Annotated in this window: 12 protein-coding genes (1 of these 12 cut by a window edge); 9 read left to right on the top strand and 3 right to left on the bottom strand. The window is 70.1% G+C overall.

What is annotated here, in order from left to right; all coding sequences use genetic code 11:
* Positions 1-5 precede the first annotated feature (5 nt).
* On the bottom strand, positions 6-3,962 hold the full coding sequence (gene eccCa / locus OG422_RS23370) for a type VII secretion protein EccCa (RefSeq protein ID WP_405745154.1): 3,957 nt from the start codon (positions 3,960-3,962) through the stop codon (positions 6-8).
* Between the two features lie 276 nt (positions 3,963-4,238).
* Here eccCa and eccD point away from each other — a divergent pair, with 276 nt between their 5' ends.
* The 6 genes from eccD (at position 4,239) to OG422_RS23400 (ending at position 11,284) form a co-directional block, all read left to right on the top strand.
* Positions 4,239-5,699: a type VII secretion integral membrane protein EccD gene (gene eccD, locus OG422_RS23375; RefSeq protein WP_405745157.1), complete on the top strand. Its 1,461-nt coding sequence runs from the start codon at positions 4,239-4,241 to the stop codon at positions 5,697-5,699.
* A gap of 153 nt (positions 5,700-5,852) precedes the next feature.
* Complete coding sequence (rpsO, locus tag OG422_RS23380; protein WP_143942537.1) at positions 5,853-6,140, top strand: 30S ribosomal protein S15; 288 nt, start codon at positions 5,853-5,855, stop codon at positions 6,138-6,140.
* A 292-nt stretch (positions 6,141-6,432) separates the two neighbouring features.
* On the top strand, positions 6,433-8,652 hold the full coding sequence (locus tag OG422_RS23385) for a polyribonucleotide nucleotidyltransferase (protein WP_405747958.1): 2,220 nt from the start codon (positions 6,433-6,435) through the stop codon (positions 8,650-8,652).
* Complete coding sequence (locus OG422_RS23390) at positions 8,649-10,028, top strand: M16 family metallopeptidase (protein WP_405745161.1); 1,380 nt, start codon at positions 8,649-8,651, stop codon at positions 10,026-10,028. The genes OG422_RS23385 and OG422_RS23390 overlap by 4 nt, the downstream gene beginning before the upstream one ends.
* 36 nt (positions 10,029-10,064) lie before the next feature.
* On the top strand, positions 10,065-10,817 hold the full coding sequence (dapB, locus tag OG422_RS23395; protein ID WP_405745164.1) for a 4-hydroxy-tetrahydrodipicolinate reductase: 753 nt from the start codon (positions 10,065-10,067) through the stop codon (positions 10,815-10,817).
* A gap of 5 nt (positions 10,818-10,822) precedes the next feature.
* The gene (locus OG422_RS23400; protein ID WP_405745167.1) at positions 10,823-11,284 is read left to right on the top strand and encodes a hypothetical protein; all 462 of its coding nucleotides are present in this window, start codon (positions 10,823-10,825) and stop codon (positions 11,282-11,284) included.
* A gap of 160 nt (positions 11,285-11,444) precedes the next feature.
* Here OG422_RS23400 and OG422_RS23405 read toward each other — a convergent pair whose 3' ends face one another.
* Both OG422_RS23405 and OG422_RS23410 read right to left on the bottom strand, forming a co-directional pair.
* Positions 11,445-11,996 (bottom strand): hypothetical protein, encoded by a 552-nt coding sequence (locus tag OG422_RS23405; protein WP_143942533.1) that lies wholly within the window; start codon positions 11,994-11,996, stop codon positions 11,445-11,447.
* Positions 11,997-12,107: 111 nt separating this feature from the next.
* A complete protein-coding gene (locus OG422_RS23410) occupies positions 12,108-12,347 on the bottom strand; it encodes a hypothetical protein (RefSeq protein WP_143942532.1) in 240 nt (79 codons plus the stop codon).
* Between the two features lie 230 nt (positions 12,348-12,577).
* On the opposite strand from OG422_RS23410, the gene thyX reads away from it, so the two are divergent.
* The 3 genes from thyX to OG422_RS23425 all read left to right on the top strand — a co-directional run.
* The gene (gene thyX, locus OG422_RS23415) at positions 12,578-13,354 is read left to right on the top strand and encodes an FAD-dependent thymidylate synthase (RefSeq protein WP_405745172.1); all 777 of its coding nucleotides are present in this window, start codon (positions 12,578-12,580) and stop codon (positions 13,352-13,354) included.
* A 194-nt stretch (positions 13,355-13,548) separates the two neighbouring features.
* On the top strand, positions 13,549-14,448 hold the full coding sequence (gene dapA / locus OG422_RS23420) for a 4-hydroxy-tetrahydrodipicolinate synthase (RefSeq protein ID WP_143942530.1): 900 nt from the start codon (positions 13,549-13,551) through the stop codon (positions 14,446-14,448).
* Positions 14,449-14,560: 112 nt separating this feature from the next.
* Positions 14,561-14,891, top strand: partial view of a ribonuclease J gene (locus tag OG422_RS23425; protein ID WP_405745175.1) — the 5' portion only. It continues 1,355 nt past the right edge of the window; 331 of the gene's 1,686 nt are visible here — the first part of the coding sequence; its start codon is at positions 14,561-14,563; its stop codon lies off the right edge, out of view.

Below are 14,891 nucleotides of genomic sequence, written 5' to 3' on the forward strand. Positions count from 1 at the left end.
GCCGGTCAGCGGCCGCTCGCCGGGAGCCAGCCCGTCTGGACCAGCTGCGCGCCGCGCTTGCGCGTGACGAACGTGGCCCGGCCGGGCGTCAGGCTCTGGCCCTTGATGTTGCCCATCAGGGGGCCTTCGCCCGGGTCGGCCGACAGGATCAGACCCTGCGCGCCGAGCTCCTTCGTCCGCTGCATCACCGGCTCGAACGAGGAACGTCCGGCACCCGAGGAGGTGCGCGCCAGAATCAGGCGCAGACCCAGGTCACGGGCGAACGGCAGATACTCCAGGAGCGGCTGCAGCGGGTTGCCGCTGCTCGTCGCCACCAGGTCGTAGTCGTCCACGATCACGAACGCGTCCGGCAGGTCGTACCAGCTGCGGTTGCGCAGCTGCTCCGGCGTGACGTCCGGGCCCGGCATCCGGCGGCCCAGCGAACCGGCCAGACCGGAGATGACCTCCTCCAGCTGCGGCCCCGCGGCGCAGTACTTGTACAGATGGCTCTCCGGGACCTCGCCGAGCAGCGCGCGGCGGTAGTCGGAGACCACCATCAGCGCCTTGTCGGACGGGTACCGCTCGGCGATCTGCTTGGTCAGCAGCCGCAGCAGTGACGACTTGCCCGACTCGCTCTCGCCGTAGATGACCAGCAGCGGGTCGGTCTCGAAGTCGATGAAGGCGGGCGACAGCGTCGTCTCGTCGACACCGATCGCGATGCCGTGGTCCGGGTAGTCGCTGCCCTTGGGCAGATCCCGGGCGTACAGCATCGTCGGCAGCATCCGCACCTGCGGGGCGGGCTCGCCCTGCCAGTGCTCCTTGACCGTCTCCACCAGATTCGCCATGCCCTCGCTGAGCGACTCCGGATCGCTGATGCCGTCCAGCCGCGGCAGTGCGGCCAGGAAGTCCAGCTTCTCCGGCGACAGACCGCGGCCCGGCTTGCCCATCGGGACGTTCTCCGCGCGCTTGCGGTCGAACTCCGACTCCATCGCGTCACCGAGCCGCAGCTCGACGCGGTTGAGGAGCTGGTCGCGCAGCGCCGGACGGATCTCGGTGTAGCGGGAACCGGCGATGATCAGGTGGATACCGAAGCCCAGACCCCGCCCGGCGATGTCCAGGATGACCGGGTCCAGCTGCTCGTAGTCGGTCTTGAACGTCGACCAGCCGTCGATGACGAGGAAGACGTCACCCCACTTCTGGTCCGGGAAGGCGCCCGAGGCACGCCGCTGGCGGTAGGTGCCGATGGAGTCGATGTTGTGCTGCCGGAAGAACTCCTCACGCTCGTTGAGGATGCCGACGACCTCAGCGACCGTACGGCGGACCTTCTCGGCGTCCAGACGCGAGGCGACACCGCCGATGTGCGGCAGCCCCTCCATGGCGAGCATGCCGCCGCCACCGAAGTCCAGGCAGTAGAACTGCACCTCGGCCGGGGTGTGGGTGAGCGCGAACGAGGCGATCGCCGAACGGATCAGCGTCGACTTACCGGACTGCGGACCACCGACGACCAGACCGTGACCGGCACCGGCCGAGAAGTCCAGGTACATCACGTCACGCCGCTGCTCGAACGGCTTGTCCACCAGCGCGACCGGCACCACGAGCTTGCCGAGCGCGCTGTACTCCGGCGCGTGCACGCCCCGTTCGGGGGTGACGGCCAGCGACGGCAGCAGCTGGTTGACGGTCGGCGCCTCCTCCAGCGGCGGCAGCCACACCTGGTGCGCCGGCGGGCCCTGACCCTGCATCCGCTGGACGATGACGTCCAGCACGGTGTCGGCCAGCGCGTCGTCCTGCTGCGGCGCCTCCGGCTCGGCCGGCGTCGGGTCCTCGATGATCTGCTCGGCGACCGGCGCCGCCGTGAACGGCACCGGCAGCCGGTTGGCCCGCCCGCCGCCGCCCCCGCCGCCCGCACCGGGACCGTGGTAGGGACCCGACACGTACGCGGCCTTGAACTGCACCATCGTCTCGGTGTCGTACTTCAGGATGCCGGAGCCGGGAACGTTCGGCAGGTGGTAGGCGTCCGGCACACCGATCGCGGTCCGCGACTCGGCGGCGGAGAACGTCCGCAGACCCAGCCGGTACGACAGGAATGTGTCCAGACCGCGCAGCTTGCCCTCCTCCAGGCGCTGCGAGGCGAGCAGCATGTGCACACCCATCGAACGGCCGATGCGGCCGATCTGGATGAACATCTCGATGAAGTCCGGCTTGGCGGCCAGCAGTTCGGAGAACTCGTCGATGATCATCACCAGCGACGGCAGCGGATCCAGCGGGGCCCCCGCGGCACGCGCCTTCTCGTAGTCGGTGATGTTCGCGTAGTTGCCCGCCGAGCGCAGCAGCTCCTGACGGCGCTGGAGTTCACCGGTGATCGAGTCGCGCATGCGGTCGATCAGCGAGACGTCCTCACCGAGGTTGGTGATGACCGCCGCGACGTGCGGCATCTCCGACATACCGGTGAAGGTGGCGCCACCCTTGAAGTCCGCGAGGATGAAGTTCAGCGTCTCGGACGAGTGGGTGACCGCCAGGGCCAGCACCAGGGTGCGCAACACCTCGGACTTACCGGAACCGGTCGCACCGACACACAGACCGTGCGGGCCCATGCCCTCCTGGGAGGCTTCCTTGATGTCGAGCATGACGGGCTGACCGTCCCGGTCGACACCGATCGGCACCCGCAGCCGCTCGTGCAGCGTCCGCGGCCGCCAGGTGCGCTGGACGTCGACGGAACCGGCGTCGCCGATATCCATCAGGTCCGTGAAGTCCAAGTTGGACAGCAGCGGTTCCTCGCCGTCCGCACCGGCGCCGGCCCGCAGCGGCGCCAGCTGACGCGCCAGCGCCTCCGCCTCCGGGATCGACAGGGTGTCGCAGGACCCCTCGTACACCGCACCGCTCGCCGACTCCAGTACCAGCTTGCCCGGCCGGACCTGCACCGCCAGACCGCCGCGGATCTCGTCGAGGTCGCCGGGGACGACCTCGACGATGGTGACGCCCTGGAGGCCCTCCGCACCGGCGATGACCGAGTCGATCGGCACCTCGCCCGCGTCCAGCAGGATCACCAGGTGCGGGGTGTCCGTCACCGGCGTGCCCTGCGGGTTGAAGCGGCCGCGGCCCTCCAACTCGTCGGCCAGCAGCTCCTCGACCTCGCCGAGGTCACCGACGACCAGGCGGCGGGTACCCGCGCCGTCCGTGGTCTTGTCCTGGACGTGCGGCAGCCACTTCGTCCACTCCCACTCCGCCTGCGCACCTGGGGAGGCGACGACCGCCACCATCAGGTCCTCGGGGGAGTGCATCGTGCACAGCTGCGCCACCATCGCGCGCGAGGCGGCGTAGACGGTGTCCGGGTCGCCGGAGACCGTCAGGTGGTAGAAGGCGCGCAGCGACACCGCGAGCGGAAGGTTCTCCAAGTGCCCGTGCTTGTCGAGGAATTCCTTCATCGCGTGCGCGGTCAGCGGCTCCAGCTCGTCGACCGGCGCGGTCTCCGGCGCCTTCAGCGGGGTGGCCAGCTGCTGCGGGCCGAGTCCCAGCCGCACCTGCGCGAAGTCCGGGTCGCTCGCCCGGCGCTCCCAGACCCGCTTGCCCTCCGCGACGACCGACCACAGCTGCCCGGGGTCGGGGTGCGTGAACAGCTGCGCGTCACGCTGCTTACGTGCGGTGCGCCGTACCTCTTTTCGCTTCTGCGAAAGGTACTTGAGGTAATCCTGACGCTCTTGAACCATTTGCCCGGAAGGGCCTTGACGGGCTTTGACGATCTGTACGATCGCCATTGCCAGGGTGGAAACCACCATCACGCCGCCCATGATTTTCATGAACGGCTGGCCGCCCATGAAAAGGAAAGCGGCCGATGAGCCCATACCCATCATGGGCATGAACATCATCAGGATGTTCTCCTGTTCCCCTTCCCGGGGGAGTTCGGGAGGCGCCTCCAGCGTCACCTCCTCACCAGGAACTTCAGGTGGTAGCGCGCGGGGCGGGCGCTTGACGATGACAACGCTCACCGAGGCATCAGTCCTTCATGCATCTCGCAGTCTCGGACCGCCCCCGTTGGATTCGACGGTCCCCCGAGCCAAGTCCTTGGCCCGACGCAGGCGTTGATCCTACTGTTTGGAGTCAAGTCTCGGGGGGAGTGGGGCAAGCGCCGAATCGGACGGTACGCTGACGCCCCGCGAGCGTGCCGCGACGGGGTGAATAAGGCTCCCGCAGGGATCCGTATATGAATCCATACATACGCCACGCACGCGACAAAACACCCAACGGATAGGGGGAACCGCCAGGTGAGCACGACCACAGGTACCGGCTTCTGCCGGGTCACGGTCGCCGCGCCGGACGCACGGATCGATGTGGCACTGCCGGAGGACGTCGCACTCGTCGACATCTACCCGGAGATCCTGCGCCTGTCGGGGCAGTCCCAGGCGGAGGGTGCCCCCACCGGCTACCACCTCGTGCGCCGCGACGGCACCGTACTCGACGCCGGTCAGTCGCTCGCGCAGCAGCAGATCCTCGACGGCGACCTCCTCCTGCTCAAGCCGTTCGCCGAATCGCTGCCGCTCCCCGTCTTCGACGACGTCTCGGACGCCGTCGCCTCCGCGGTCAAGCAGAACCGCACCCGCTGGAGCGACGACCTCATGCACTACGTCGGCCTCACCGCCGGCGTCCTGCTGCTCACGATGATGGCGTTCGCTCTCTGGTTCTCGAACCCGGTCGACCGCGACATGCACCGGCTGCCCGGCATCATCGCGGGCGTCGTCGGCATCGTCCTCGTCGCCGTCTCCGGCGTCCGTGCCCGCGTCTACGACGACCACGGCTCCTCCATCGCGCTGGGCCTCGCCTCGCTGCCGCATCTGCTGATCGCCGGCTCCGGGATCTTCCCCGTCGAGGCGGGCGAGGGCCCCGGACGCCTCCACCTCCTCGTCGGCTGCGTGGTCGTCCTGATCGCCTCCGTCCTGCTGGTGGTGCTGCTACCGCAGGGTGACGCCCCGTTCGTCGCCGCCGCCTTCCTCTCGGCGATCGGCACCCTCTCGGTGTTCGCCGCGATCCTCACCGACGCCGCGCCCATCGAGGTCGCCGCCGTCACCGCCGCCGTCTCCATCGCGCTCGTCGCCTGGCTGCCCGGCCTCTCGGCCCGCTTCGCCCGCCTGCCCATCGGCTACAAGTCGCCCGACCAGATCGCCAAGGGCTACGACGCCGACGGCGACTCCGAGGCCGTCGACTTCGTCAAGATCGGCAACCAGGCCCGCCGCGGCCACGAGCTCCTGCTCGGCCTCGTCGCCGGCTGCTCCGCCCTGGTCGTCGGCTCCGCCGGTGTCGTCCTCGGCTTCTCCGACAACATGTGGGCCCAGCTCATGGCGCTGGCCGCGGGCATCACGATCATGCTCCGCGCCCGGCTCTTCGACTACACCGCGCAGATCGCCTGCATGGCCGTCGCCGGCATCCTCACGATCGTGCTGCTCATCCTGGGCATCGCGCTCCACCCGCCGGTCGACGCCCTCGTCGAGCTGGCCCGCTTCGGCGACTCCGGCCCGCTCAACATCCGCACCGTCTGGTTCTCCGCCAGCATCGCCGCCGGTGCCGCCCTGCTCGTCGGCGTCGGACTGGTCGTCCCCCGTAAGGGTGTCACCCCCTTCTGGGGCCGGATCTTCGACATCTTCGACGGCCTGGTCCTGCTCTCCCTGGTGCCGCTCTGCCTGGCGGTCCTGGACGTCTACGCCACCGTGCGCGGCCTGACCGGCAACTGACCTGCGCCCGCGCCCCACGACGGCCCCCCGGCCCGCCCGGGGGGCCGTCGTCGTCGGCTGGTACGCTGTGTGACGGTCCGCCGTGAGTCACCAAGATTCCCTGTGAAGCAAATCCAGGGGCGCTCCCGGGCCGTACACACCGAGGAGTACCGCGTGCCGCTCGACGCCGCTACGAAGAAGCAGATCATGGCCGAGTTCGCCACCAAGGAGGGTGACACCGGTTCCCCCGAGGTCCAGGTGGCCATGCTCTCCCGCCGTATCTCGGACCTGACCGAGCACCTCAAGACCCACAAGCACGACCACCACTCCCGCCGTGGTCTGCTGCTGCTCGTCGGCCAGCGCCGCCGCCTGCTGCAGTACCTGGCGAAGAAGGACATCACGCGCTTCCGCGCGCTGGTCGAGCGCCTGGGCATCCGCCGCGGCGCGGCGGGCGCCAAGTAGGACGCCGTGAAGGGAGCGGTTCCCACCGGGGGCCGCTCCCTTCGCCGTACGCACCGGACACCGCTGCCGCCGCGAGGCGGCCGGAAGCTTTGTAGTCTGGTGTCACGAGCACAACCGAACGAGGGGGAGCGCCCCCTGGCCGCCGGTCCTCGGTAGTGGCCCCCGGATCTCCGCGCGACATCTCCGCGGCTGCATCCCGGGAGCTTCGATCGAAGACCGGCCCGTACCGGCGCTCCGCCGACGAAGGTCCGCCGCCACACGGGTGGCGGACGCTGACGAGGAGATTTTCTTGGTGGAGAACGAGACCCACTACGCCGAAGCCGTCATCGACAACGGCACCTTCGGCACCCGCACCATCCGCTTCGAGACGGGCCGCCTGGCCAAGCAGGCCGCCGGCTCCGCCGTCGCGTACCTGGACGACGACACCATGGTGCTGTCGGCCACGACCGCGTCGAAGAAGCCCAAAGACCAGCTCGACTTCTTCCCCCTGACGGTCGACGTCGAGGAGCGGATGTACGCGGCCGGCAAGATCCCCGGCTCCTTCTTCCGCCGCGAGGGCCGGCCCTCCGAGGACGCGATCCTCACCTGCCGCCTGATCGACCGGCCGCTGCGCCCCTCCTTCAAGAAGGGCCTGCGCAACGAGATCCAGATCGTCGAGACGGTCATGGCGCTCAACCCCGACCACCTCTACGACGTGGTCGCCATCAACGCCGCCTCCTGCTCCACGCAGCTGGCCGGCCTGCCCTTCTCCGGCCCGATCGGCGGCACCCGCGTCGCCCTGATCAACGGCCAGTGGGTCGCCTTCCCGACCCACACCGAGCTGGAGAACGCCGTCTTCGACATGGTCGTCGCCGGCCGTGTGCTGCCCGACGGTGACGTCGCGATCATGATGGTCGAGGCCGAGGCCACCGAGAAGACCGTCCAGCTGGTCAAGGACGGGGCCGAGGCCCCGACCGAAGAGGTCGTCGCTGCCGGTCTGGAAGCCGCCAAGCCCTTCATCAAGGTGCTGTGCAAGGCCCAGGCCGACCTCGCCGCCAAGGCCGCCAAGCCGACCGGCGAGTTCCCCGTCTTCCTCGACTACCAGGACGACGTCCTGGAGGCGCTCACCGCTGCCGTCAAGGAAGAGCTGGCCCAGGCGCTGACCATCGCGGGCAAGCAGGAGCGGGAGAACGAGCTCGACCGCGTCAAGGAGATCGCCGCCGAGAAGCTGCTCCCGCAGTTCGAGGGCCGCGAGAAGGAGATCTCCGGTGCCTACCGCGCGCTGACCAAGAAGCTGGTCCGCGAGCGCGTCATCAAGGACAAGGTCCGCATCGACGGCCGCGGCGTCACGGACATCCGTACGCTCGCCGCCGAGGTCGAGGCGATCCCGCGGGTCCACGGCTCCGCGCTGTTCGAGCGTGGCGAGACCCAGATCCTGGGCGTCACCACCCTCAACATGCTCCGCATGGAGCAGCAGCTGGACACCCTCTCCCCGGTGACCCGCAAGCGCTACATGCACAACTACAACTTCCCGCCGTACTCCGTCGGTGAGACCGGCCGCGTGGGCTCGCCCAAGCGCCGCGAGATCGGCCACGGCGCGCTCGCCGAGCGCGCCATCGTGCCGGTCCTGCCGACCCGCGAGGAGTTCCCCTACGCGATCCGCCAGGTCTCCGAGGCGCTGGGCTCCAACGGCTCGACGTCCATGGGCTCGGTCTGCGCCTCCACCATGTCGCTGCTGAACGCCGGTGTGCCCCTCAAGGCCCCGGTCGCCGGTATCGCCATGGGCCTGATCTCCCAGGAGATCGACGGCAAGACCCACTACGTCGCCCTCACCGACATCCTCGGTGCGGAGGACGCGTTCGGCGACATGGACTTCAAGGTCGCCGGTACCAAGCAGTTCGTCACCGCCCTGCAGCTCGACACCAAGCTCGACGGCATCCCCGCCTCGGTCCTGGCCGCCGCGCTCAAGCAGGCCCGCGACGCCCGCCTCCACATCCTCGATGTGATGAACGAGGCCATCGACGTCCCGGACGAGATGTCCCCCAACGCCCCGCGGATCATCACCGTCAAGATCCCCGTGGACAAGATCGGTGAGGTCATCGGCCCCAAGGGCAAGATGATCAACCAGATCCAGGAGGACACCGGCGCCGACATCACGATCGAGGACGACGGCACCATCTACATCGGTGCCGCCGACGGCCCGGCCGCCGAGGCCGCCCGCGCCACGATCAACAGCATCGCCAACCCGACCATGCCGGAGGTCGGCGAGCGCTACCTGGGCACCGTCGTGAAGACGACGACCTTCGGCGCGTTCGTCTCCCTGCTCCCGGGCAAGGACGGCCTGCTGCACATCTCGCAGATCCGCAAGCTCGCCGGTGGCAAGCGCGTGGAGAACGTCGAGGACGTGCTCGGGGTCGGCGCCAAGGTCCAGGTCGAGATCGCCGAGATCGACCAGCGCGGCAAGCTCTCCCTGATCCCCGTGGTCGAGGACGAGGACGACGCCGACAGCAAGAAGGACGACGCCGACAAGTGACGTCCCGCACGCACCGGACGACGGCCCGCACCTCCTCGGAGGGGCGGGCCGTCGCCCGTACCCAAACACTCCTCAAGGGCGAGGGCGGCGCGGGCACCGTCCGCCGGACCGTCCTCCCCGGCGGTCTGCGGGTGGTCACCGAGACCCTGCCCACCGTCCGCTCGGTCAGCTTCGGCATCTGGGCCCACGTCGGCTCCCGCGACGAGACCCCGTCCCTCAACGGCGCCACGCACTACCTGGAGCACCTGCTCTTCAAGGGCACCGAGCGGCGCAGCGCCCTGGACATCTCCGCGGCCGTCGACGCCGTCGGCGGCGAGATGAACGCCTTCACCGCGAAGGAATACACCTGCTACTACGCGCGGGTCCTCGACACGGACCTGCCGCTCGCCATCGATGTCGTCTGCGACATGCTCACCGGCTCGCTCATCGAGGCCGAGGACGTCGAGGCGGAGCGCGGGGTGATCCTCGAAGAGATCGCGATGACCGAGGACGACCCGGGCGACGGCGTCCACGACCTCTTCGCGCACACGATGCTCGGCGACACACCCCTGGGCCGCCCGGTCCTCGGCACCCCCGACACCGTCAACGCCCTCACCCCCGCGCGGATCCGCCGCTTCTACAAGAAGCACTACGACCCCACGCACCTCGTCGTCACCGCCGCCGGCAACGTCGACCACGCCAAGGTCGTCCGCCTGGTCCGCCGCGCCTTCGAGCGGGCCGGTGCCCTCGACGGCACGGACGCCACCCCGCTCGCCCCGCGCGCGGGCGCCCGCACACTGCGTGCCGGGGGCCGCGTCGAGCACCTGAACCGCAAGTCCGAGCAGGCCCACGTCATCCTCGGCACCCCGGGGCTCGCCCGCTCCGACGACCGCCGCTGGGCCCTGGGCGTCCTCAACACCGCACTCGGCGGCGGTATGAGCTCCCGGCTCTTCCAGGAGGTCCGTGAGAAGCGCGGCCTGGCCTACAGCGTGTACTCGTACACCTCCGGCTACGCCGACTGCGGCCTGTTCGGCGTCTACGCGGGCTGCCGCCCCAACCAGGTGCGCGACGTCCTCGCGATCTGCCGCGACCAGCTCGACCAGGTCGCCGCCGAGGGCCTCACCGACGACGAGATCCGCCGGGCCATCGGGCAGCTGCGCGGCTCCACCGTCCTCGGCCTGGAGGACTCCGGCGCCCTGATGCACCGCATCGGCAAGAGCGAGCTGTGCTGGGGCGCCCAGCTCTCCGTCGACGAGATGCTGGAGCGGATATCCGCCGTCACCCCCGACGAGGTCCGGGAGGTGGCCCGAGAGGTCCTGGGCGCGCGGCCCTCGCTGTCCGTCATCGGCCCGCTGAAGGACCGGCAGGCCGACCGGCTGCACGAAGCCGTCGCCTGACCCCGTTCGCCGTACCACCAAGAGAGAGCTGACACGATGAGCAAGCTGCGCGTGGCCGTGATCGGCGCCAAGGGCCGTATCGGCTCGGAAGCCGTCAAGGCCGTCGAGGCCGCCGAGGACATGGAGCTGGTCGCCGCGCTGGGCCGCGGTGACTCCCTGGAGGCGCTGACCGACGCCGGTGCCCAGGTCGCCGTCGAGCTGACCCACCCGGATGCCGTCATGGGCAACCTCGACTTCTGCGTCCGCCACGGCATCCACGGCGTGGTCGGCACGACCGGCTGGACCGACGAACGCCTCGCGCAGCTGCGCACCGCGCTGGCCGCCTCCCCGGGGACCGGCGTGCTCATCGCGCCGAACTTCTCCGTCGGCGCCGTGCTGACCATGACCTTCGCCCGGCAGGCCGCCAAGTTCTTCGAATCGGCCGAGGTCATCGAGCTGCATCACCCCAACAAGGCGGACGCCCCGTCCGGTACGGCCACCCGCACCGCGCAGCTCGTCGCCGCGGCCCGCGAGGAGGCCGGGTGCGCGCCGCAGCCGGACGCCACCAGCACCGCGCTGGACGGCGCCCGCGGCGCGTCGGTCGACGGCGTCCCCGTGCACTCGGTACGGCTGCGCGGGCTCCTCGCCCACCAGGAGGTGCTGTTCGGCGGCGTGGGGGAGACCCTCACCATCCGCCACGATTCACTGCACCACAGCAGCTTCATGCCGGGCATCCTGCTCGGCGCGCGGCGTGTGGTGTCCACCCCGGGCCTGACGGTGGGCCTGGAACACTTCCTCGACCTGGGCTGAGCGTCATGGGCGGAAAGATCACCTACTTCTTCCTCGCGACCGTGCTGGTCCTGGTCTTCGGCGTGGTCGCGATGGAGGGCGCGCTGCTCCTGCTGACGGGGAAGCCGGCCGCGATGGGCATGGGCGCGATCGCCTTCGTCCTGCCGGTCATCGGCGCGTGGTTCCTCTGGCACAACACCCGCTTCGCCCGCGACGCCCACCGCCTCGGCCGCGAGCTGGCGGCCGAGGACGGCGCGAACGGTGCCGATGACGGGGCACCCGCGCTTACCCCGGGCGGCCGGATCGACCGGGACGCCGCCGACGCGGTCTTCGCCCGGCGGCAGACCGAAGCGGAGGAGGCGCCCGGCGACTGGCGGGTCTGGTTCCGCCTCGCCGTCGCCTACCACGACGCCCGCGACACCCCGCGCGCCCGCAAGGCCATGCAGCGCGCCATCGCTCTCCACGACGGGGATCCGGTGCGCGCCTGAGCTGCTGGGCCCCGTGACCACGGCATACGGTGGCGGGCCCGCGCGATCACGGCACACACGACGACCACCGGACACACGACGACGGCGCCCGGCCGGGAGAACTCTCCCCGGCCGGGCGCCGTCGTCATCCGTATTCGTCTCCCTGCGGTACTCCATCCGTCTACCTGCGGTACTCCGCGGCCCACGCCTCCAGGACATCGGCCGCCCGCTCGAACGCCTCCGGGCGGGAGAGGAAGTCGGCGCCGTGGTCGGTGAGCAGCACCCGCGACTGGCCGGACACCCGCCGGTCGATCAGCGCCTGCCCCTGCACCGTACGGGGCAGCCCCAGCCAGCGCACCGGCTGCTGGACGGTCCGCAGCGCCCCGGTGGCGCCCCACGGCTCGGTGACCGTGCCGATCAGGCCGACCCGTCGCAGCCCCTGCGCGCTGACCCAGACGCCGACCCGCAGCAGCCGCAGCGCGAGACCGATGACGATCAGCGCCAGCACCACGCAGGTCACGGCGCCCGGCAGCGAACCGGCGAAGCCGATGATCATCGCGGAGAGCAGCACGAACGACGCCAGCAGCAGGGCCACCGCCGAGATGCCCACCCGCCAGGGGCCGGGGCGGTAGGGCCGCCGCCAGCGCTCGGGCGCCTCGTGGGGCAGCGGCGGAGCCGCCGTACGGTCGTCGACGTCGAGGTCGCGGTCGGCCGTCAGGAAGGGCAGGGGCACGGCTGATCCTCACTCAGGGCGCTGGTGGACGCTGTGACCGGTGAGGCTATCGGCAGTGCGGGGCCGGAACCACCCGGCGCCCTCCGGCACGGGTGGCTCCGGCCCCGCAGGTCAGCGGTGCGCGGCCTCGGACTGATGCGTACTGACGGCGCCCGGCGCCTCCTGCTGGAGCGCCGGAATCCCGAACAGCAGGGAGCCCGCCAGGCCGCCCACCAGGGTCAGGGTGATCAGTGTGCGGCCCGCCAGCTGGGAGCGCGAGGCGCGTTCGCGGGGCGGGGGAGTGACATTGCTGCGGAACCGGTCTGCCTCGGCGACGAAGGCGAACGGGACGGGCTCACGCCGGCGGAACATCTGGGGCTCTCCTAGGAACCTCGAAGTGGGCACTTTCACAGGGTTAGACGTCTGTGGCGTCCGTTTGGTGCCTGTTTCCAGTAACTTCTGTGAAAAATATCAACGACCCCGCTCCCTCCCGACACCGGGGTCCCTTTTGCCCGCTAACACCGCATCAGGCGGGATTTCCCGGACTGTCAGTGGCGGGCCGTAGGCTGGACGCCGCACGGATCGAACGGAAGGAACCACCGGTGTCCCAGACCCCCGCCGCGAGCACGCAGAGCCCTGACGGCCCTGACAGCTCCGACAGTGAGCTCGCCCGCTTCCGGAGCGAGGTGACGGTCGAGCTGGTCAAGCACAGCGCCGCGGACAGCGACGTGCTGTGGGCAGCCCGCGTCTCCACGGCCGGTGAGCAGTCCCTCGAAGAGCTGCAGAAGGACCCGGAGCGCTCCAAGGGCCTGATCAACTACCTGATGCGCGACCGGCACGGCAGCCCGTTCGAGCACAACAGCATGACCTTCTTCATCAGCGCCCCGATCTTCGTGTTCCGCGAGTTCATGCGCCACCGCGTCGGCTGGTCGTACAACGAGGAGTCCGGCCGCTACCGCCGCCTGGAGCCGGTCTTCTACGTCCCCGGCGCCGACCGCAAGCTCGTCCAGCAGGGCCGCCCCGGCAAGTACGAGTTCGTCGAGGGCACCACCGAGCAGCACGAGCTGACCGGCCGCGTCATGGAGGACTCCTACCGCCAGGCGTACGCCGCCTACCAGGAGATGCTGGCCTCCGGGGTCGCCCGCGAGGTCGCCCGCGCGGTCCTGCCCGTCGGCCTCTACTCCTCCATGTACGCCACCTGCAACGCCCGCTCCCTGATGCACTTCCTCGGGCTGCGCACCCAGCACGAGCAGGCGCAGGTGCCGTCCTTCCCGCAGCGCGAGATCGAGATGGTCGGCGAGCAGATGGAGGCCCACTGGGCACGCCTGATGCCGCTCACGTACGGCGCATTCAACGCCAACGGCCGCATCGCCCCGTAGCCCCGCCGACCTGCACCGCGGCACCTCCGGGACCCCAACCCCGGAGGTGTCCGTATTGCAGCATTTTGAGAACTTCATCTACGCTGAAGAAACGGACCCGGCACTGCTTGAACCCCCGAGCAGGCAGTGCCGGAGTCCACATCCCTGCTCCCCGGCGGCACATCCAGCGGTGAGCTACGAGTAGCGTGGGACCCATGGCTCCGACTTCCACACCGCAGACCCCGTTCGGGCGGGTGCTGACCGCCATGGTCACGCCGTTCACGGAGGATGGCGATCTCGACCTCGACGGCGCGCAGCGGCTCGCCGCCCACCTGGTGGACGCCGGTAACGACGGCCTCGTCGTCAACGGCACCACCGGAGAGTCCCCGACCACCAGCGACACGGAGAAAGCGCAGCTGGTCCGCGCTGTGGTCGATGCCGTCGGGGACCGTGCCCTCGTGGTGGCCGGAGCCGGAACCAACGACACCCGGCACAGCGTGGAGCTGGCCCGCGCCGCGCAGGACGCCGGCGCCCACGGTCTGCTCGCGGTCACGCCGTACTACAGCAAGCCGCCCCAGGAAGGACTCCTGCGGCACTTCACGGCCATCGCGGACACCACCGACCTGCCGGTGATGCTGTACGACATCCCGGGCCGCAGCGGTGTCCCGATCAACACCGAAACGATCGTCCGGCTGGCGGAGCACCCCCGGATCGTCGCCAACAAGGACGCCAAGGGCGACCTCGGCCGCGCGAGCTGGGCCATCGCCCGCTCCGGCCTCGCCTGGTACAGCGGCGACGACATGCTCAACCTCCCGCTGCTCTCCGTCGGCGCCGTCGGTTTCGTCTCGGTCGTCGGCCATGTCGTCACTCCCGAGCTGCGCGCCCTGCTGGACGCCCACCTCGCCGGTGACGTCACCAAGGCGACGGAGATCCACCAGAAGCTGCTGCCGGTCTTCACCGGCATGTTCCGCACCCAGGGCGTCATCACCACCAAGGCGGCCCTCGGCCTGCAGGGCCTGCCCGGCGGGCCGCTGCGCCTGCCGCTGGTGGAGTTGGCCCCCGAGGAGACGGAGCAGCTGACGCGGGACCTCGCCGCCGGCGGGGTACAACTCTGAGCACAGACTTCACAACTGAAAACGGCCCTTAACCGCCCCACAGCAAGTGCACGAATGTCATGCGCGCCACGTGCCCCGACGGCAGCGTGGCGCGCGTGGTGAGGAGAGTCTTTTGAGTCATCCGCATCCCGAACTCGGCCGCCCCCCGAAGCTCCCCAAGGGCGGCCTGCGGGTCACACCCCTCGGCGGCCTGGGAGAGATCGGCCGCAACATGACGGTCTTCGAGTACGGAGGCCGGCTGCTGATCGTCGACTGCGGAGTGCTCTTCCCCGAGGAGGAGCAGCCCGGAATCGACCTGATCCTGCCGGACTTCACGTCCATCAGGGACCGGCTCGACGACATCGACGGCATCGTGCTCACGCACGGCCACGAGGACCACATCGGCGGCGTCCCCTTCCTCCTGCGGGAGAAGCCGGACATCCCGCTGATCGGCTCCAAGCTGA

Origin of the sequence: Streptomyces sp. NBC_01525 (assembly GCF_045040405.1) — a bacterium.
Lineage (GTDB): Bacteria > Actinomycetota > Actinomycetes > Streptomycetales > Streptomycetaceae > Streptomyces > Streptomyces benahoarensis.

Excerpts from the sequence above, each read along its gene's own strand:
- OG422_RS23400 (WP_405745167.1), top strand. The coding sequence starts at position 10,823 with ATGGGCGGAAAGATCACCTACTTCTTCCTCGCGACCGTGCTGGTCCTG.
- OG422_RS23410 (WP_143942532.1), bottom strand. The coding sequence starts at position 12,347 with ATGTTCCGCCGGCGTGAGCCCGTCCCGTTCGCCTTCGTCGCCGAGGCA.
- dapA (WP_143942530.1), top strand. The coding sequence starts at position 13,549 with ATGGCTCCGACTTCCACACCGCAGACCCCGTTCGGGCGGGTGCTGACC.
- dapB (WP_405745164.1), top strand. The coding sequence starts at position 10,065 with ATGAGCAAGCTGCGCGTGGCCGTGATCGGCGCCAAGGGCCGTATCGGC.